Origin of the sequence: Xylanibacter ruminicola (genome assembly GCF_900107775.1) — a bacterium.
Taxonomy (GTDB): Bacteria; Bacteroidota; Bacteroidia; order Bacteroidales; family Bacteroidaceae; genus Prevotella; species Prevotella ruminicola_C.
Genome location: NZ_FNRF01000002.1, coordinates 105895 through 126274 on the forward strand (window position 1 = coordinate 105895; position 20380 = coordinate 126274).

General features: G+C 44.7%; 17 protein-coding genes. 10 read left to right on the forward strand and 7 right to left on the reverse strand.

Annotation, left to right across the window (positions count from 1 at the left end; genetic code table 11):
* Nucleotides 1–42: 42 nt before the first annotated feature.
* Genes BLU97_RS04555 through BLU97_RS04590 form a run of 8 tightly spaced genes read left to right on the forward strand, consistent with a single transcriptional unit; the run spans nucleotide 43 to nucleotide 15212 of the window.
* A complete protein-coding gene (locus BLU97_RS04555) occupies nucleotides 43–2307 on the forward strand; it encodes a fimbrillin family protein (protein ID WP_074760465.1) in 2265 nt (754 codons plus the stop codon).
* Between the two features lie 5 nt (nucleotides 2308–2312).
* On the forward strand, nucleotides 2313–4256 hold the full coding sequence (locus BLU97_RS04560; RefSeq protein ID WP_081352870.1) for a fimbrillin family protein: 1944 nt from the start codon (nucleotides 2313–2315) through the stop codon (nucleotides 4254–4256).
* 4 nt (nucleotides 4257–4260) lie between these two features.
* Nucleotides 4261–5475: a fimbrillin family protein gene (locus BLU97_RS04565; protein ID WP_175456303.1), complete on the forward strand. Its 1215-nt coding sequence runs from the start codon at nucleotides 4261–4263 to the stop codon at nucleotides 5473–5475.
* A complete protein-coding gene (locus tag BLU97_RS04570) occupies nucleotides 5462–8092 on the forward strand; it encodes a hypothetical protein (protein ID WP_139208804.1) in 2631 nt (876 codons plus the stop codon). The genes BLU97_RS04565 and BLU97_RS04570 overlap by 14 nt, the downstream gene beginning before the upstream one ends.
* 11 nt (nucleotides 8093–8103) lie before the next feature.
* Nucleotides 8104–9705, forward strand: coding sequence for a hypothetical protein (locus BLU97_RS04575; RefSeq protein WP_139208806.1), 1602 nt, complete (start codon nucleotides 8104–8106; stop codon nucleotides 9703–9705).
* A gap of 7 nt (nucleotides 9706–9712) precedes the next feature.
* Complete coding sequence (locus BLU97_RS04580) at nucleotides 9713–12175, forward strand: hypothetical protein (RefSeq protein WP_139208808.1); 2463 nt, start codon at nucleotides 9713–9715, stop codon at nucleotides 12173–12175.
* Between the two features lie 21 nt (nucleotides 12176–12196).
* Nucleotides 12197–13276, forward strand: coding sequence for a fimbrillin family protein (locus BLU97_RS04585; protein ID WP_139208809.1), 1080 nt, complete (start codon nucleotides 12197–12199; stop codon nucleotides 13274–13276).
* A gap of 16 nt (nucleotides 13277–13292) precedes the next feature.
* A complete protein-coding gene (locus BLU97_RS04590) occupies nucleotides 13293–15212 on the forward strand; it encodes a fimbrillin family protein (RefSeq protein WP_139208811.1) in 1920 nt (639 codons plus the stop codon).
* Nucleotides 15213–15262: 50 nt separating this feature from the next.
* On the opposite strand, the gene BLU97_RS15930 is transcribed toward BLU97_RS04590, so the two are convergent.
* The 4 genes from BLU97_RS15930 to BLU97_RS04605 all read right to left on the reverse strand — a co-directional run bounded on the left by BLU97_RS15930 (nucleotide 15263) and on the right by BLU97_RS04605 (nucleotide 18087).
* Complete coding sequence (locus tag BLU97_RS15930) at nucleotides 15263–15364, reverse strand: smalltalk protein (protein WP_175456304.1); 102 nt, start codon at nucleotides 15362–15364, stop codon at nucleotides 15263–15265.
* Between the two features lie 15 nt (nucleotides 15365–15379).
* Nucleotides 15380–15946, reverse strand: a complete 567-nt coding sequence (locus BLU97_RS04595; RefSeq protein ID WP_074760473.1) for a DNA-binding protein — start codon at nucleotides 15944–15946, stop codon at nucleotides 15380–15382.
* A 411-nt stretch (nucleotides 15947–16357) separates the two neighbouring features.
* Nucleotides 16358–17650 carry a Y-family DNA polymerase gene (locus BLU97_RS04600; RefSeq protein ID WP_074760474.1) on the reverse strand — a complete coding sequence of 431 codons (1293 nt, stop codon included), beginning with the start codon at nucleotides 17648–17650 and terminating at the stop codon, nucleotides 16358–16360.
* A complete protein-coding gene (locus tag BLU97_RS04605) occupies nucleotides 17635–18087 on the reverse strand; it encodes a LexA family protein (RefSeq protein WP_074760475.1) in 453 nt (150 codons plus the stop codon). Before BLU97_RS04605 ends, BLU97_RS04600 begins: the two co-directional genes overlap by 16 nt.
* A 104-nt stretch (nucleotides 18088–18191) precedes the next feature.
* On the opposite strand from BLU97_RS04605, the gene BLU97_RS04610 reads away from it, so the two are divergent.
* On the forward strand, nucleotides 18192–18560 hold the full coding sequence (locus BLU97_RS04610; protein ID WP_074760476.1) for a YccF domain-containing protein: 369 nt from the start codon (nucleotides 18192–18194) through the stop codon (nucleotides 18558–18560).
* 165 nt (nucleotides 18561–18725) lie between these two features.
* On the opposite strand, the gene BLU97_RS04615 is transcribed toward BLU97_RS04610, so the two are convergent.
* From BLU97_RS04615 to BLU97_RS04625, 3 genes are all read right to left on the reverse strand, one after another.
* Nucleotides 18726–19082 (reverse strand): hypothetical protein, encoded by a 357-nt coding sequence (locus BLU97_RS04615; RefSeq protein ID WP_074760477.1) that lies wholly within the window; start codon nucleotides 19080–19082, stop codon nucleotides 18726–18728.
* Nucleotides 19083–19114: 32 nt separating this feature from the next.
* Nucleotides 19115–19417 carry a YciI family protein gene (locus tag BLU97_RS04620; protein WP_074760478.1) on the reverse strand — a complete coding sequence of 101 codons (303 nt, stop codon included), beginning with the start codon at nucleotides 19415–19417 and terminating at the stop codon, nucleotides 19115–19117.
* Between the two features lie 100 nt (nucleotides 19418–19517).
* On the reverse strand, nucleotides 19518–19916 hold the full coding sequence (locus BLU97_RS04625) for a NifB/NifX family molybdenum-iron cluster-binding protein (RefSeq protein WP_074760479.1): 399 nt from the start codon (nucleotides 19914–19916) through the stop codon (nucleotides 19518–19520).
* A 123-nt stretch (nucleotides 19917–20039) separates the two neighbouring features.
* On the opposite strand from BLU97_RS04625, the gene BLU97_RS04630 reads away from it, so the two are divergent.
* Nucleotides 20040–20339, forward strand: coding sequence for a nucleotidyltransferase family protein (locus BLU97_RS04630; RefSeq protein ID WP_074760480.1), 300 nt, complete (start codon nucleotides 20040–20042; stop codon nucleotides 20337–20339).
* Nucleotides 20340–20380 lie beyond the last annotated feature (41 nt).

Genomic DNA, 20380 nt, shown 5'->3' on the forward strand with positions numbered 1-20380 from the left:
TATTTGTAACTACACTACTAAACGTATTATTAGATTTACAAAATGCTTAAAAAGGCAAATAAGTATATAGCACTTTCGGCTGTGTGCATGCTGACAATCTCGGCATGCAGCACAGACGAAGGTCTGTCTGCTTCCAACAATCAGGATAAAACCCCAATTGAGCTGTCGGCAGGTGTAGTGGGCGAGAGTCCTGCCACCCAGCATGCCGCCACGCGTACTACGGTTACATCAGGCACAGGTTCTGCTTTTAGCAAAACCACCAGCGTGTATATGGTTCTGAAGAGTGAGAATAGCGCAGATGCCACAGCCGATGCTCTTTACACACGTACCATTGGTTATCTACAAGGTGGCACAACGGGAAGTAAAAATTCTATTGATTTTTCAAGTAGTTTTGCACGTTACTGGGAGGATAGCTACTCACGTAACTCTCAGGTGTCAGCTTATGCTACATGTGTGCCAGGCTATTACCTAGCTTCTTCTGTCAATGAGTCATTGAAAGACAATCCTAATGGTACTTCGGATTCCGACATATGGAGTGATGGTAGTTCTGAATTTTATAATAATGAATGGAGCTCAAGCTATGGCAACACCACTTTGGCGTGGCCACTACGTAGTGCAACTGCTGATAACCAGAATACAGGTGATTTTGTAAATAGTCAGGACCTCTGTTTTAGTAACAATTTATCAAATTTAGGTACTGATAGTCGCTTGACTTTCTCAACAGAAACTAAGACATTCGGCAAAGGCGAACTTGTGTTTAACCACGCCCTTACCCGTGTTACCTTTAAAATCAAGAAGGGTGATGGCTTTACAACGAGTGACCCATTTGCGTTTTCTAATGATAACGAGAATATCGTTATTCTGGGTGTAAACACTTCAGGAACTTTCGACTTTACTGCAGGTGGGTTTAGTTCTTTAAGTACTGGCGATATCAAGCAGTTTGCCGTTACCGATAATCGTTCTACCGATGGCGCTACTTATGCCTATGAACTTAACGCATTATTGGTACCTGGTTCTGATTTGAGCAGCACAACTGCAGGCCAAATTTACTTCACTATCGACAATAACCTCTATCAGTTGAGCAAATCTACATTGATGACTGCGTTGGATGGCAAAACTCTGAGCGATAATACCACATCTGCGTTAGACGCTGAAAATAAGATGCGCCCAGGTGTGCACTATGTGTTTACCATGACTGTGGGTAAGAAGAAGGTAAGCAACTTTACTGCCTCTGTTGTGGAGTGGGAAACGGTAACAGCCGAAGAAACCACCCCCACCAACGCACGTATCACCATGACGCTGATGGATAATAACGCCAAGATAACAGGCGAAGCCGAATTTGCCCTCTATCGTTCAACTGTTACTTCGTCTACTATCGATGACAGCTATGAGAATTACTCTTGGACAACTGGTTATACCCCTGCAAAAAATAAAGCCCAATTGGTAGAACATTCCGAGAAAACAGGTGTTTACGCAGCTCAGGATGCAGAGAAACCGAATGCTGATTGGTATTGGCCCGATAATAAAACATTCTATCATTTCCGTACTGTGATGCCAAAAGCTACTGTTGTGAATGAGGGTGATACTAATGGCAATTACATTTCTTTGGCAGCTGGCTTTAACAAAAAATATATCGATAGTGGCACCTATACCGATGTTTGCTGGGGTGCCCCATTTGCTTCTACCACTAGTAAGTTGAATTACGACTATGATGTAAATGGCTTTGATGGCAAAGACGCTCCTACGCCCCATCAGTTGTATAAGGCTATTGGTCCTACGGCACAGACGATTAACATGATTATGTTCCACATGATGAGCGATGTAACCATCAAGCTCACTACGACAGGTGATGCTGATCCTGATAAAGTTGATCTTACAAATGCTAAGATGCAACTCAGTAATGTTTATAAAGAGGGTAATGTGCTGATGGGTAATGGCTTGGTTGTGCCTACTGAAACTTCGAAAGGAACTATCACCAACGAAACTGGAACTAACACCTATCAAGTAGATTGGCATTATGGTTTTATTCCACAATCGCTAGCGAACGTGGTACTTACCATCACCACCGCAGATAACAACCAGTATTTTGTGACTATGAACGAGGTTTTGGCTGCTACGGTTGGTTCAACCATTATTGCCAATCCTTATACGCAGAAAAATGGCAAATATGTTATCGATCGCTGGTTGCCCAATTATCAGTACACTTATACCTTTAAGTTATCAAAGTCGGGCATTACCCAGATATCAGCATCGCTGGCAGATTGGGAGAATGTAGAAGCCGGAGATGATAATGTACAAATACAATAATTGCAATGAGACTGAGACATTATTTATATATAGTTAGCTTGGCAGCCTTGTCAGCTTGTAATAGCGAGGAACTGAACACATCGGATACTGCTGATGGCGAGATTCGTCTGTCGGCTGCTACGATAGAAGGTAGTACAGCTGTAACCACCCGTACCATCACTCCTGGTTCGCCTAAGGCATTAACAGAAGGTACAGCTATTGCCTTGCAGGTAAGCGGCACATGGACGAAAGAATCATCATCCGAAACGGTTGTGAAAACCCCAACAGCTACCGCAGCAGCATCAACTACAACCGCAAACAGCCTGACGTTGAATCCATCCCTTTATTGGGATGACTTCGGCACAGCCGACCCTGCTAATGCTACTACAGGCCGTACCAGCGGATTAACTATCTATGGTGTTGCGATTGATGGCGTAACTACGGCACCAGAGGTTACAAGTTGGACATCCCTTACTTGGGATTTGGGTGCCGTCCAGACTGGAGGTATTAGTGCCAAGGATTTGTTGTTGTCAAACAATGTGTCTGGAACTAACACCTATAAGTTTTCTGATAGCAGAAAACAGCTGGAGTTCAAGCATGTGTTAAGTAAGATAACCGTGAATATACTGGCTGGCGAAGGTTTTGATGGTAAGTTTACCAACGACCCCGTGGTTGTGCTGACTAGCAACGAGGCTAACAGTACTACCAACGCAGAGTGGGCTTATACCTCAGGTACATTTGATGTTACCACAGGCAAACTGGATGAGTCATCGCTTATTCGTAATGCAGTTACCATGGCTCAGGTTGCCACAGCAGCTACAAATTATACCGTAACCAAAGAGGCATTGGTAATGCCTGGTAGCACTTTTGCCAGCGATGCTGCCACCATTATGCGAATTAACGCCGATGGCAACATCTATTATATCACAGCTGAGAAAATCCGCACGGCTATCGATGCTACAGATCATGCAAATGGTACAGCTTATCCTACAAAGGCAGGCAAAAACTATATCTTTAAAGTGAGAGTAAACAAAACAGGAGTAGAAGTTACTGCCACCGTAAAGGATTGGGATACCGTTGATTCTGAGCAAGAAACACCTGCCATTAGCTTCACCGCCGATGTAACAAGTAGCACAAACACTACCACTGGTAGCAATTTGAGTAATGATGCCAGTCTGAAGAGTGGGGACTCATTCTCGTTGTGGATGTCTACCGACAAATCAAGTTTTGGTTCGATAGCAACCACAGCTACATACAATGCCGATGATAGCAAGTTCGTAAATTCGCCAACCATCTATTGGCCAAACAGTTCTACCAGCTATTATTTCCGTGCTTTGGCGCAGAAGACTGACACCCATACGCTGGAGGCCGTTACCACGACAGCGGTCAGCCAGGGCACCGACTTGCTTTGGGGTACTACCGCTGCCCACACCGGCACATATTCAGAAGGTTCGAAAGAGTATGCTGAAAGCGCCATCATCAATCCACGTACAGGTGCTGTGCCTTTGATTTTTAAACACGCGATGAGTAATGTGGTTGTGGAATTGTCAACAAGCACAGATGCTGCCTCTGCAGTTGTTTTGAAAGATGCCAAGGTTACACTTACCAATCTTAATACCGAGGGCACGATTAATATTGCTGATGGAGTAATTTCTTCCAAAACACCAGTTGAGCAAGCTTTTTCTGGTAAGGTTGATGATACGGATCATATGACCTCTGAACTGATGATGCCTCAGACTATTGGCAATACCTCGAAATTGATTGTCACCCTTGCAGATGGCACAACTTACTCTTTGCAGCTTAACACCTGCACAAATGATGCCAGTAGCACGGCTATCGCTTCTTGGGTTGGTGGCAGCAAGTACACCTATAAAATCTACTTGGAAAAGGAGGCAATGAAGTTTAGTGTTACTATTACGGGTTGGGATCCGGTTTATGGTAGTGGTAACGCAACGCTTGATTGGGATTAATGCAATGAAGATAGAAAAGTATTTATATATGGTCACAGCGGCCTTGGCGATGGCGATAGCCCTGACTTTGGGGGCTTGCACGGAGGCTGAGGTTGAAAACGGCGGTACCCAGCAGAGCCAGGAACCAGTATTGTTTACGGTAGGTAATATAGGATCTGCTGTTACTCGTGCGTCGATTGGGTATTTGCAGGCAGACAGTAGATTCGTCTGCTCGATGTTCTTTCATGCAGGTGCCAAGGATACGGATAACTCTGCATTTTATTCTACCGCTAACCCGCTTGCAAGCGATGTTAACATGACAACTACGTGGCTCAAGATAAACGATGCTACAGGTAATGCGGTATATCGCCAGAGTTCATTCAGCGAAACTGGTATAACACTGGATTATTTCGGCTTTGATAAGGCTGCCAAGATTTTTTATTGGCAGAACCGCCTGAATCATATATTTCTGGCGCTGACGGATAATAACAAACTGAAGACTCAAGATGGTACTGATGATACAACGGCCGGAACGCTGAAACTCTTTCCCGATGTGCAGACTGTAGATGCCAATGGAAACTATATGCTTGAATACGATTTAACTACCGGTAGTAAGATGACTGATCAGCCCGATCCAATTCTGGCTTTTACCACCATGAAGCCCGAAGGCGCCAGTCCCGAGGCTAACCGTGTAGAATTGCTTTTTAAGCACCAGTTTGCTCAGGTTCAGGTAAACTTGAAGAATTCGCAGGATGCCACCTCGGTTGTTATTGGCAATTCTGAGATTATTTCGGTTGAGCTGTTGGGTGTTGCCGAAAAAGCTTATGTACCATATTGCATTAATGCTGATGGTACGCTGCCAGCCGTAGTGGCCGAAGATATTAATATTGATGAAGCGAAGTATAACGACACCAAGAAATCAAATCCTTATGGTTCTTCGTTCAGTCTTTTTGTAAGTGATAATACTACCTCGGGTTATCTTAAAACTTTCGAGGGTATTGCTTTTGGTACTATACAACGTATTCGTGTAACTTGGAAAGAGCCCGATTACGATGTCACACATACGACTATACTGAATAGCGTTCTCGAGCAGCAACTGGAGAGCGGCAAGAAATATATCTACAATATTGAGTTACGTCGTAGTTCGATAGCCCAGGTAACACCCAAGATAGTAGATTGGGGTACGGATGGTACTTACGAAGCCGATGGTACAATAGTGAATAAAGATGATGAAAAGTAATAGATTAAGGATAACACAACTGCTACTGTTGTTTGGTTTTACGTTGCTTGCTTCGAGCTGCCGCGAAACCATCGGAAAGTTATTTTCGGACGAGATGGAGGCTGGCGACGAAGTTAACTTTACTGCTATTGTGCAGGAGCGTACAGCCGCAACCCGTACTACCGAAACTCAGGTGGCCAGCGTGGCCTATGAGTTTGCTATTGGTATGTATAAGAAGGTTGATACAAGTGTAACGCAAGTGGGCGATGATGGAATTTATACCGTGGGTGAGGATGGTGGCCTCTTAGAGGCTAAAGCTAATACAACACCCTTGTATTGGCCCGATAACACTACGGCTTATGGATTTAAAGCTGTGGCAGGTACAGATAAGATTGAAGCCGACCAGAGTACCAAGGCCAATTGGCTGAAGCAAGATAGGTTAGAGGGTGGCACATCGGTATATCTTACAAATCAAGGATGGAAATCAGCTACAGGCAGTACAATTATACCACTCAAAGTATCGCACACCCGCTCGCTGATTACTATTATCTTGAAGGCAGGCGAGGGTGTTAGTCGCAAGGCTTTAGATTATGAGGTGGCCGAGAACGACTTGAGTGCTAATATTTATTCGTACACCACCGATACCAACGGCAATCTTGTAACGTTGGAGATAAATCCGTTGGCAGCCACAACTACGGTTGATTATACAGCTGATGATGATGGTGAAGCCGAAACTGACGTTAGCTCTACCCGTTACGATGCGATTGTGGAGCCTTACGAATACGCTACCAATTCGTCTAATCTCATCACAAAAATCAGTCTGTCGGGACAGAAGTATTCGTTCTACGCTCAAAACGATAAGAATTTCACTACCAACGAAACTCGGTACAATCTTGCTGCTGGTCAGCATCTTACCATCACCGTTACTTTGGGCCGTGATGGACGAAAGACGCTGATGACAGCCAAACTTGAGGATTGGACAGAAGAGGTTACCACCACCATTTGCGACGACAATGGTAATGCCGGCGAGCCTATAGAGATTAACAATCGCGATGAATTGATTGCCTTCCTTTCTGATAATAATAAGAATAAGGCAGGAAACGTAGCTCTAGTAACAGCTTCATTTGATCTTGATGTGCCATCTACCGACAATAAAGGTGATTGGTCGGCGTATAATAAATACGACCTTAATTGTACCCTGAACTTGGGACATAAAACGCTAACAGGTAATCACCGCTTCCTCAGCAAAATTGCCAATGCAGGTAGTTTGCTTAATGGCACCATCCAGATTGGCGGTACTGTTGATGCTGCGATAGCTACCGAGAATAACGGAACGATTAATGATGTGCAGATAACCGCTACCACAGGTGCTACTGATGCCTATGCTACTGTGGCTGGTGTAGTGATTGATAATAATACCGGTACTATATCTAAGTGTAGTTCGGCGCTGAAGGTGGTTGGTACCGATGCCACATACGTAGGTGGTATCGCCGCCCAATCTATCACATCGACCAGCAAAGCCTCGGTTATTGATGGTTGTACGGTTACTAATCGTGTTTCAAGTAGTGGTTCTACAGCCGTAGGTGGTATTGTAGGTCGCGCCAACGGCTATGTTACAAACAATACCTTTGAGTATGGTATTACCTTGTTGCAAGGTAGCAACCATCAGAATATTGTTGGCGAAAAGAATACCGACCACACCTCTACGTTTACCGGTAATGCATGGCCCACCACAGCCACCAATCTGGAGATGACTAATGCTTATTTAAATCCATATAATGGAATTATCAGCACTACTGATGAGCTGAAAGAGACGATAAAAAGCGATTACAATCAAACAGGTAAACGTTATCGCATGTCGGAAGATATTGCTGTTAGTTCTACTATAGGAACAGCCACCACTCCTGTGGCTTACGAGCTGAATGGAAATGGCAAGCAGATTTCTACTACAGCTATGATATTTAAAGCCATCACCGGTAAAGTGCACGATCTTAAGATTCTGCTTAATGGTAGTTTGACGGTTACTCAGCAAACCGGTGGTACCGATGCGATAGCAGCATTGGCCGAAGAAGTTTATGGTACCGATGCCGTGATTAGCAACGTATCGGTAGATATGGCTGATAATACGTACGAAATAAAGGCTTCTAACCCAGCTGGCTTGGTTGTTTGGTTATGGGGAGGTGCCACAGTTAGCAACTGCCAAGTTAAGGCAAACATCGTATCGCAGGCACCCGCATCAATGACCGAAGGTTATAAACTGGCTGGCGGCATTGTATCTACCGTAACAAAGGGTACTGTTACCCAGTGTGTATTCTGTTCGGGTAGTACGCTCTCAAGTGCAACAAATGCCTCTGTGGCTTATTATGGCGGTATCGTGGGCGGCATAGTGTGGAAGGATTCGGACAAAGAGGAAGTAGAGCTTACCTTGACCGACTGCACCAGTTATGTTAGTGTGGGTACCGATAATGCAAAGTACGGCAGCGTGTTAGGTTATTCGCTTAATAAGGGCTCCGAAAAGAATTACACCTCGAGAGATTGTCAGGGTAACTGGTGGCCAGCCGATAGTCGTGCTGTTGGTACCTGTATTGGTAGAGACGAAACAGTAATAGGTAAGCGAAGCTCGATGTCAAAACAGTAAATAATAAAAAGATGGATATCAAGAATAAATATATCAGTTTTGCGATGGGGGCTCTGCTTATGTGGAGCTGTAACGCGCACGATGATGTTCAGACGCCTGCCGATGATGAGGCTCTGCTTATTCGAGTAGGTGGCGTAACAACTGCCGATATGACGGTTACAGCTACAACCCGTGCCGATGCAACTGCTGCACCCGGATGGTTAAACAAGGGATTGAATGAACTGGGCATGAACATGGTATACGATTTGGGTACCACTGAGCAGTATGCCCTTTTAACATATGATGGTAGTAGCTATAGTATGAATATATATGATACCGAAGGCAAACCCAAAATACCAGCCAAGTGGCTGGGTAACGGTGCACATGTGTTCCGTGGTGCTTATGTGCCTAAGGGGTTGCGAGTTGCTAATACAACTAAGACCTACACCGACCTCGAGCAGTACACATCGTTGCCCCCAAAGAAGGAAATATATGCTACTATCCAGCAGATTACCATCCCCACTCAGCACCGTCTGGCTCGTGTGGTGGCTTATGTGCTGATTGATAACTCTATTAAGAATTTTAACGGCGATAAAACCAAGTTAAAGGGCTATGATGCCGACGCTACGCATGCCGACAACACCAAACTGCGTTTTTGCAATGTAGATGTGTTGGATTTTGTTGATACAGATGGTCATCCGATATGGAAAACGGAGGATAAAGTAATTCCGCATTTTATTAAAGAAGAGAATATTACCATCTATCAGGAAACAGGCACCAATAATTACGTATTCCCTACAGATGGTACTGATTATGATTCGGCTAAAGAAAATAGCAGCAAATATACAGCTATCTCTTATGGCGCATCGCCTTGCTACGATATTATTGTGCGCCCCACCTACACCGTTACTACCAACAAGGCTATGGTGATGGGCGATGAGTTGGATGCCAACAATACCGATGCTAATAAAAACAAGATTGATTTTGAACTGACGCTCGAAAACGGTCTGGAGTATGAGAAGACGTTTACGTTCGATCTGAATGCCAACGACGAAACGGTGGTGTATCTGCGTGTTAGTCCCGAGAAAATCGACTATAACAGCACAGGTTCGCGCTTATGGAAAACCCAGAGTTATGACGATAAATATTATGGTGTAGACAACTCCGATCACGAACTGTCAATGGCAGGTAGCAGCTGGCAACGCGCATATACTATCGCCACAACCAATCCTGCTATAACCGATGGTAGCGCCTATAGTTATCAGTATATAACCGAATCTGATTATCTCACCAAGTTGTCTCAGGCTTATGCCGGTGGCACTTACGATGGTTGCTATTTTATACTGAAGAGTGATTTAACTATCGATTTGAGTACATTTGCCGATATCGTGTTTACAGGTCATCTGGATGCTCTCGACCACACCATCACGCTTACCAATACCAACGCTACAGATACACGAAAATACCTGTTTAAAGGCTTGGGGACAGGTTGGAATTCTGAGGTGCTGAATACTAAGATTGTTGGCGGCACGCTGTTTAATGCCGATGCCGAGATTACCGGACATGTAAGTAACTGCTGGAATGATGGCACGCGTATTGCTGATGTAACACCAAATCTTAGCGACGTAAAGTAATATGTATATGAAGATAAGAAACACTATATATGTGATAACAGCCGCTATCATGGCGGCATGTACGGCCGATGATATCGACTGGCAGCTTACCCCCGAGCAACAGGACTTGATAGGGCAGGGGGTAAACTTTAGTGCCACCATGACCGATAAGTTTGTTACCCGTACCACCTATCATCATGATGGCTCGTTTAACGAGGGCGACCAGATGCGCATTTTCCGTCAGTATGCTACCGACGAATCGGGTACCACGTTTAATGCCGCTACAGAGATTTTCCGTACCTATTATTACAAAATGAACTATGCCGCCGGTACCATATCGCTTAATAACGATTGGTTGCCTGCTTACGAAGATTTGGGTAAACTTAAATCCGACGCCCCTGGCTCTACATCTACCCAAACCTCGGCCGACTCGTTGACTTGGGAGAATGGTCGCACGGTGCGTTTCCGTGCCTGGGGGCGTAGTAATCTGTCGGGTTGTATGGTATCTGGCGATACAGCTGCTGCCCGAAAGAGCTTTTATCCCGATTATACTGTGAGCGATTGGGTAACCGTATCAGGTCCTACCGAGAATATCCCCCTAACCATGCGCCATATTACCTGCCGTATAGCACTTGTATGCAAGGGTGGTAACGAGTTTGGTTCGGCACAGGTGTGCTTGGAAGATGCTGATTACGATAATACTACCGACGCTGATAAGGTAAGAGCAGTTTATAACAAGATGTGTATGCCTGCAGGTGTTGATGATGCCACATTCCAGCTTACGGCTATGACCAAGCAGTTGTATGGTGGTAGCGCCACCGACTTGTATGATATCGAGAAATATACAACCACCGATGGTATAGTAAAGATTGGTACCCAGAAATCTGAGTATATTGCCAATAATGTACAACACCCGATGTTTAAGAATAATAATGGCAATCAGTACCTGATGTCAATCCCATTTGATATGAGTTCGGATAATGCCGGCGAGGCGTTGGTACTGCCTGCATGCACGCGCTTTAAGGTTAAACTGTACTATGTAAAGAATGGTACCGAAGCACAAACACATACCTTTAAGTTAGGCGAGATTACTGATAGCCTTGGTAACCAAGTGTTTAAAAACGGACTTACGCTTAAGGCTGGCTATAGCTACTCGTTTAGTGTGGGCTATCAGTACAATAAGTTTACGGTTACAACCACCAACGACTTTTCGTGGACCGATGCCGACTTAGACTCAGGTACAACTACCCCCGAAAACCAAACACAGAGCAAGTTGGATTTCAAATGGTGGACCGATTCGTTGGGTACGGCTGCCACCCGCGCTATCGCAGGTAAAAGCTATGCCCCCTCGTTTAAACTCATTAATCAGCAGCAGTTCATCTCGTTTATCCATCTGGTGAACGGCACGGCTACCACCTATATTGACGGACTTGAGCGCGGTGATGTACTAATAAAAGAAAACGGCGATACCGTGAAAGTAGATGGCTTCCCGTCTTATTATTGGAAAAAGGGCGATGTACAGATGACTCGTGCCGAGGCTGAGGAACTGGGCTATATATTCTATCCCCATTTCTATCCCTCTACCGCTACACAGAAAGCTTATGTAATTGAGGATTACGTAAAGGGCCCTGAGCAGTTTTACGATGCCGAATTTAATAAGCATTACTTAGTTGAACTTGGCGATGATCTCGATATGTACGATTGGGTGTTGCCCAGTATAGGTGCTGATATTAAATATCCATTCCGTGGACGTTTTAATGGCAATGGTAATACGCTGTATAATCTCAACATGGCTAGTGGCTATCTGTTTGATTATGTGGTTGATGGTGTCATCACCAATCTTAAGATAGAGAGCAATCACAATACTTGCTTGCTTAATACAGCCACTAGTAGTGGCACCTCAGGCTGGGGCTGTTATATTGCCGGCATCTCTATGCTGTGTCCCAGTAGCGGCAGTTCGATCGCCCAATCACTTACAGGTACCAGCTATGTGGTAGGTTGTATTCATGTAGGTACAGCTGGTGGCGCACTTGTGGGCTCTATTAATTCGGATTATGCGCTTACTATGCTGGGGTGCATGCAGGCTGCTACCGGTCTTTCAAAGAGTACCGGCGCCCTGTTAGGTGGCGTAACCGAGGACGGTAGTGTTAAGTGGGGTACATTTAAGTATAACTACTACGATATCAGTTTGTCAACTGCTGCTGTAGCCATTTCTAATAAAAGCGATGCTTACGATTACGACGACTATATTCGTGGTGCTAAGTCGCATGTACTTAAGGCTAAGCACGATTACATGATAAATGCCGATGCTGATAAAACAAAACTTACAGCAGGTATGCTTTCCGAGATTTATGGTTTGGCGCCATGGTATGCAATGAACCAGGGAATTGCTGCCTACAATGCAACAAAAATAGGCCAATCATATCCTTGCACGATGAAATACGAAATGACGGGCGATGGCTATACCAATCGCTATCCAACGTTAAACTAAAACATCCCGATAGTCATGAAGATGAATAAGATATACACTCCTTTTATAGCCCTGCTGTTAGTGGCTTGTCAGGCTGATGATGTGCAACTTGACACGCAGCAGAGCAGTAGCACTCTCTCTATTACCACATCGGTACAGCAGTTCGAGGGTGCCGCCAATACCCGCGCTGATAACGATGCAACTCTTGGCGACGCCAATTTTGTGGCTGGCGAAAAAATCAAGATAAAGATTGTTTGTCCGGTGTCAGATCGTATCGAGTTAGGCGAGGATACCTATAGCGGCAGTTTCGATGGCTTTTATCTGCTAAAGTGGCAGGCCGATACATTGGCTACGCTTACCACCGACGATCGTTATGATATCAATGGCGATTATTCAGCCTCTAACTCTCCCGATATCTACAGTCGTTACCTGGCTCAGCCTACGCCATATGTTTTTACGGCACAGTCGTGGAGCGAAGAGCAGGTGTTTATCGCTGGTTCTACTACCGAAAAGCGTGTTGAGCAGTATAGTAACGTGTTCCATGCCAACCAGAGTCTGCTGCCCAATTACCGTGCCAGCGATTTGATTTGGGCGCAGACCGTCATGCAAACGGGCTCGTACAACGTGCACCTGAGTTTTAAGCATGTGATGGCTGTATTGCTTATAACCATCGATGGTACCATAACTGATGATGCCGTACTAACAATTACCAATATGCCTGACATCGACCAGGCCGAGGTGATTGTAGGCGATTATTTTGCCAGCAAGAGTCAAGTTAATGCTTCAGGTTCGGGCTATGATTGCAGTTATAAAACTAAGAGTAGCATTACCAATGAGGCCGATAACGGTAAGGCATTAGGTATTGCCGTTGTGAACGATAATGCTCAAACCGTTAAGCGCGTGGCTTTTGCCGATATCAATCAATCGGCTACTTATACCGCTTATCGTGTAGCAGGCACCAACACGTTCCGCCTGATTGTGCCACCTTGTACCATCAACAATGCCACCATCTGGCTGCGTACCGGCGATAATCTCCAGAACCGTTACAGCATGCCGCTTAACTCTGGTAGTTCGTTCACCCCAGAAGCTGGCACCCGCTATCACTTAACAATGACAATATAATATGTTGCGTATAGATATGAAACTACATAAGTTGTTATCTCTTACCGTTGCGTTATCGCTCCTTGTGGCATGCGATACCAACGATGAGGCTTTGGTGCCCGATGAGGCGCTCCAAATCAATGGCATCACGGCTACCTTGAGTAGCACTCAGGCTGCTACTCGCGCAGAAACTTCACTCGGCGTGGGGCGTACAGCGTTTGCCGATGGCGATGTAATCGTGTTTACCACCATTAAGCGTACCAAATATCCTCTCGAAAACTTTACCTATGGTAATATTCAGTATAGTTACAATGGTAGTGGATGGGCACGTAGCAGTAATGGTACCACAAACGATCCAGAGAAAATATACTGGAGCGATGTTACTTCGGCACATACCTTTACAGGTTACTGTCTGCCGAGTAGCAGTTACTATTGGCAAACAGTAACTACTGATAATATTGTTACCTATAAAGGCGAGTTAGGATATGGTGTGGACGATAAGGGTACTATCGATTTCTCTACAGATAACGAATCGATTATTGCCGAAGACCTGCTGGTTAGCCATAGTAAGAATGTAAAGCCCGAAACCGGTGGAGCCTCGGCTCAGGTTGACTTCAAACATGCATTAAGCAATGTGTGTGTGGTTGTTAATGTAACAGGATTTGCTACTAATTCGCTCGATAAAAAAGTAGATGTTACGGATATGGTTATCAAGAATCAGCCTTGCGTGTTTACATGGGGAGCCGACACCACAACACTCTCTACATTCAATGTTACTGATACTAGCAATAATAAAATAAAGAATATCAAACTGTGGCGTAAATCGGTATCGGGCGAAAATGAAGACAAAACCTTTGTTTTCTACGGTCTTACCACACCTCAAAATGCCGACTATCGTAAGATTAATGGTAATAGCGATAAGCTGTCGTTCAAGTTTACGGTAACATACCCTAATGCCATAGATCCCACCCAAACAGATACTCATACCTATCAAGGTACAGTAAGTGATGAAGTACTCTTTAACTCAGGTAAGTGTACCACCATTAATGTATCGCTTAACCATAAGAACGAGAAGATGCTTGTTGACGTCAACTACACCGACTGGAACTATGTATCAACGCCAGACTTAGGCGAGTTGCGTAAAAAATCTACGTATATGACCTTGACAAAGGATGATGTAAAAATTCATAGTACAGACGGTGTGACAATAGATAATGCCACTTGGTTGTATACAAATGGCAACGAGGTATACGATGTTTATGGAAACGATGGTAATACTGCTGCCACAGCTTATCGCATTACCTCGGCTGCACAGATGTTGGCGTTTGCTCAAGAGGTAAACAATGCCTATACATTTAAGGATAAGTATGTGCGCTTAGATGCAGATATCACTATGCAAAAGAGTGCAACGGCTACCGGTTATTCTTGGATAGGCATCGGCGATGCTAACGATGATAACAAGGTGTTCCAAGGCACATTCCTTGGTGGCGATCGCTATATCAACCGCTTGAGTGGCAGTCCGCTGTTTGTAAATCTGGGCGATAGCGCTTGTGTTGAGCAGTTGTATATTACCGCCATCGGCGAGGTTTCTACGGGCGCCCTGGCAGGTACCAATGCCGGTATCATCGGTGGTTGCAAGGTTATCGATGATGTAACGCTCTCAGGCACCACCGCCGGCGCCCTAGTGGGTACCAATAGCAGTACGGGTACTATCCATGCCTGCTACTATACCGGCGAAGGTAATCTGATAGGTACCGATAGCGGCACTACTAAAGGCTGCTACCAAGCCAACCAGCTAACATCGCTTACCAACTCAGCCCTTAGTACATTGGTTACCACGCTTAATACCAATCTTACCACGTGGTATAGCGATACATCCAATTCTGGTAAGTTTAAATCAAAGTTCCAATTCACTTACACCATCGGTAATTACCCCACGGTGCAAGTAGCACCTTAAAAAATACAATCAGCCGAGGGGTAGGGTACCTCGGCTGATTTCTTTGTTCTTCAGACACCCATGCAGCTGGTGGTGCCTAGGGCTGTTACAATCGCTGTGGCGATACTGGCAATCATCTGTACAATGAACTTTAATGTCTCTTTCTTAGTCATAGCTCACCTCCTTCTTTAATCGCCGTACGACTCATCTTCATCACCACCGCCTCCGGTGTTGCCGCCCTGGTTGCCTCCGGTGTTTCCACCGTTACCGCCATTGCTTGGCTGATTGCCTCCACCATTCTCGTTGTCCTCCACGTCGCCGCTGTCGCTACTGGTTACACGCTTCACCTCCTTGCCGTTGCGGTCGATACAGGTAATCTGGATAGCGGTGTTAGCCAGCTCGTCCTTCAGCTTAACCGTTGGTGTAAAGATGATACGACGGGTGGTAATCAGTCCGGCCTTAACCTCGTTAACGTTCTCAACCGCCTTACCGCGCAGTCCGAAACGCATGGTTCCCAGTCCGGGGATGGCAACCGAGTGTCCTTCGGTGGCCCAGGCCTTGATTACCTCGCCAGCAGCATTCCAGCAGGCCTGCATTACGCCTTCCATCACACCGCTGCGACTGGCAGCCTCCTTGATTACCTTGTCCTGATCCAGACTCGAGTACAGGTCGGGGCTCAGTACATAACGATACTTACCTTCTTTCTCTTTGTCAAACTTAAGCAGTCGCTCAACTGCCTTTACTTTAAGTGCCATAATTTTGTTTTAAATTAAAGGGTTTGTTAAAATCTTTCCTTTTCTTTAAAACCTCTTCCTTAGTCGTGTTTGAGCGGGTGTAGCCATCTAAAATTTTCTGGTAGGCCTACTAAAAATTTTTCTATGGCTTGAACGCTCTTTTTTGTTGCCTTTCAACAACATTGCAAAGGTACAAAAAATATTTGAATTGTGCAAATATTTTGGTAATTATTTTAGTCCGCAAAGCTACTTTTTCTATCTGATGAAGGTTTTGCGCTTTTGCACTTTTGCAAACTTGACATTAAGGTATTGGATATTTTAGTAAAATATCTCTATTATTATATAATATATATATTATATAATAATAGGCTTAGTATTATAGATTTCTAAAAACCTTTAAGTCAAGTTTGCAAAACCGCAAAACTGCAAAAGTTATTCCGCTTCAGGGATATCACTCCACTTGGTGGTGTAGCTTGGACTGCGGAAGTCGTGCTTGATGCTGTCACGAAAAACACCAGCTCGGCCTTTACCGTCCTTAGCCGTATATTGTTGTGCCCCCAGCACCACTGTCTCACTACCATTGATACGGTTGATACGGTCGATGGCTTCATCCAGTTTTCGTTTTTTCTCATATTTCTCCGAATCGTAGTCGATGAAATTGGTCTGCACAGCCGTATCAGGACAAATGCCCATCACGATTACACCAGCTCGCTTGTACTGATAACCCTGACGGAATATCTTCTGGGTGCATCGCAGCGCACATTGCACGATATCCTGGGTGCTATTGCTAGGTGTCAACAGTCGTTCCTCGGCATAGTTCCAATATTGGGGTAGATCTTCTCTGAAGTGATTTGTATCGATAAACACACTCACAATCGCTGCTGCCGATTGCTGTTTGCGTAGTTTCTCGGCACAATGGGCGGCAAAGTTGCTGATACTGGTTCGCAGCGTCTCAAAGTCGTTCACCATCCCAGGGAAACTCCTGCTGGTACAGATGCTTTTCTTCTTGCTCATATCCTCCAGCAAAATACAATCCTCGCCATTCAGTTCACGCCAGGTGCGCTCTACCACCACATTAAAGGTGGATCGAACCCAACTTCGGCTTTGCGTCGCAAAATCATAAGCGGTCTTGATGCCTATAGCTTCAAGTCGCTTGGCATACTGTCGGCCGATGCCCCAAACCTCGCTAATGGGATATAGCTCTAAGGCCTTGTCGCGACGTGACACATGGTTGATATAGCAACAATGGTGGAATCCGGGGTACTTCTTGGCATAATGACTGGCCATTTTGGCCAAGGTCTTAGTTGAGGCGATGCCTATACTTACTGGCATGCCCGTACATTGTTTGATGCGCTGATGCATCTCTTCGCCCCATGCCTTCAGGTCGAGATGCTCCAACCCCTTGAGCATACAGAAGCCTTCATCAATACTGTAACGATAGAATTCAGGCACCTCCTTTCGGATAAGCGACATCACTCTGTCGGTCATATCGATATACAGTTCGTAGTTCGATGAAAATACGGCTATCTCCTGTCCGGGGAAGAGTTCCTTCAGCTGATAATAGGGAGTGCCTGCTTTGATGCCCATGGCTTTTGCCTCGTTTGAGCGTGCAACCACACAGCCATCGTTGTTCGACAATACAACGACGGGCTTTCCGTTGAGATCGGGCCTGAATACACGCTCGCAACTCACGAAGCAGTTATCGCAATCTATAATGGCAAACAATAGCTATTCCTCCAGTCTCTAATGGTAAAAATTACTTTGCCCCAGACGCTAAACTCGTCGGACGAATCGATGATAAACGGCTTGAAATCCTTATTGGCAGGCACTAGTCGGATAAAGCCCTGATCCTTAGTCGACGTATCGAGATACTTCACCGTAAAACCTCCGTTTACATACGCAGCCACGATATTGCCGTGTTCCATCTCCTCGGCTTTGTCCACCAGGCACAAGTCGCCATCAAAGATGCCGGCCTCCTTCATCGAGTCACCTTTCACACGCACATAGAACGTACTTTCGGGGTGCTTGATAAAGTCGCGATTAAAGTCCAACCTGTCAGCAGGATAATCGCTGGTAATGGGGAATCCCGCTGCAATCGCATCATACATCGGCAGCTCCAGCTCGGTAGAAACATCCGCCTTTTTTATCTCTGGTTCATTCATATTATTCTATATTTTGCTGCAAAATTACACTTTTTTTCGTATATCATGCAACTTTTCTATCTTTTCATACGTCTAAAAGTTGAAGACTTTTAAAAAATAGGAATATGAAACTATTAGGAAACATCATCTGGCTCATCTTCGGAGGCATTAACATTGCCCTCGAGTACTTCATTGCAGGACTTATCTTGATGCTCACCATCGTAGGCATTCCGTTCGGTCTGCAAAGCTTCAAACTTGGCATACTTGCTTTGTGGCCATTCGGTACCAAGGTTGAGTGGATGCAGTCGCAACCAGGATGTCTGAGCACCTTTATGAACGTACTATGGTTCTTTGTTGGTGGCATATGGATATGCCTCACACATATATTCTATGGCTTCATCCTTTGCATCACCATTATCGGTATCCCCTGGGGCAAAATGCACTTCCGCCTGGCCAAACTAGCCCTCTCGCCATTCGGCAGAGCCGTTATCTAACAACATTATTCTATGATAGCATCGATCTGAATATAAATCCCATGTTTTAGGTATTGCAAATGTCGGAGAATCCCCGTACCTTTGCACCCACAATGTTTTAGCCAAAATATCTACATGTTTGAATAACTTCCAAAAAGAAGAGCCTGTCGTGATGACAGGCTCTATTCATTTTCTATACAGATACTTCCAGATATCAATGGCATCGTCGCTGAAGCGTAGTTTATCTACAGCATCACCGACAAACCGCATGATTCGTTTTTTCGACACGCCATTCCTTAGTGCCAGTTCCTCTACAGATACGCGCTTCATTTGCAGCCCGAAATAGGAACGGAGTATTTCTGATTCCTGACGGGTGAGATGTCGATCTATCATTGCAGCTATCTGTCCAAGTAGTTCACTACGCTCCACAGCAGTATCAGCATAGCTCTCACGACGCTCATCTTCAATATAGTTGAGCGTCCCGTAATTCTCCCACTGTTCATCAAGCGTGGTATGTATATTCTCCTCGTCAAATAGCTCCATTTGAAAATATATATCCAATATAAAGGATATGATTACTTGTTGTTATCATATCTCTCACCAAGAGCATAGGCTACGTTCATCCTTTCAATGGTGTTTTTATCCCATACACGCTCCTTCACATATATTTCGTTTGATAAATACGCATCAAGTTCTTCGCGATTATCAAACTCCATGATGAGGACCGAGCCCTTTAGGTTACCTTCTTCATCCAGCATGCCTCCTGCTGATATAAGGTGCTTCTTCATTTTCTCCATACCTTCGAAGTGAAGAGGACGTACCTCCATTCTCTTCGCTAGCATTCCTTCACCGTCGTAAGCTGTAATTACAAATTGCATAATTTTAGAATTTTGGGTACAAAAAAACGAATTTCTTTCTAATTTCAAGAATTTTTTTTTGCTTTTGAGAAATCCCTTGTTTTAGGTATTTCCTTAATATTTATTTACCAAGCGATGGAATAACGTACACAGGTTTTTCTTCGTGATGCGTACAATCATGATGGTCGCACGACTCAAGTGAGTCTTTCAATTCTCCATTCTGATATGCCTTGAGTACATCATCTACCTTTCCGTGGCATCCTCTGATTACAGTAATGCCATGAGATGAAAGCTTGTTATATGCTCCCATACCCATGTTGCCTGCCAGCATCAGAGTGATTCCCATCTCCTGCATAACAGATGCAATATTCGACTTGCATCCGCAACCCTCCGGCGAATCCAAGCAATCTTTCTCTACTAATTGATTCTGATCGTCAAGCGTTACTACTGTATAATAAGCGCAATGACCAAAGTGGTCATCTACCATCTCTTCACGTGTTGGAATTGCAATTTTCTTCATTTGTCATTTATATTTAGGGCGGCAAAGGTAGGCATTTTTTTCGAGATTCAAATGCATTTACACATATTATTACGATACTTTCCTTATCTTTGCACAAAATATTGATTTATTAATTAGTCGGATATGAAGACGTCGCAGGAATTTATCGATCTTTTACGTGAGCATCAGACTGAGCTGCAGCAGTTCGGCATAGTAAGCATGCGTCTCTTTGGCTCGGTGGCTCGTGGCGATCATCGCGAAGATAGCGATATCGACCTGTTTGTAGTTATGCCTGGCAAGTTCTTCAATTATATTCTGGCTGCGCAATACCTGGAGGAACTTTTGGGATGCAAGGTCGATCTGATTCAGGATCACGATAACCTGCGCCCATTCCTCCGCGAACAAATTGAACGCGATGGCATCGATATCTTTGCATCAGGTTAAAGACTTTGCAGAGTTAAATACAACATTATGCTAAAAAATGT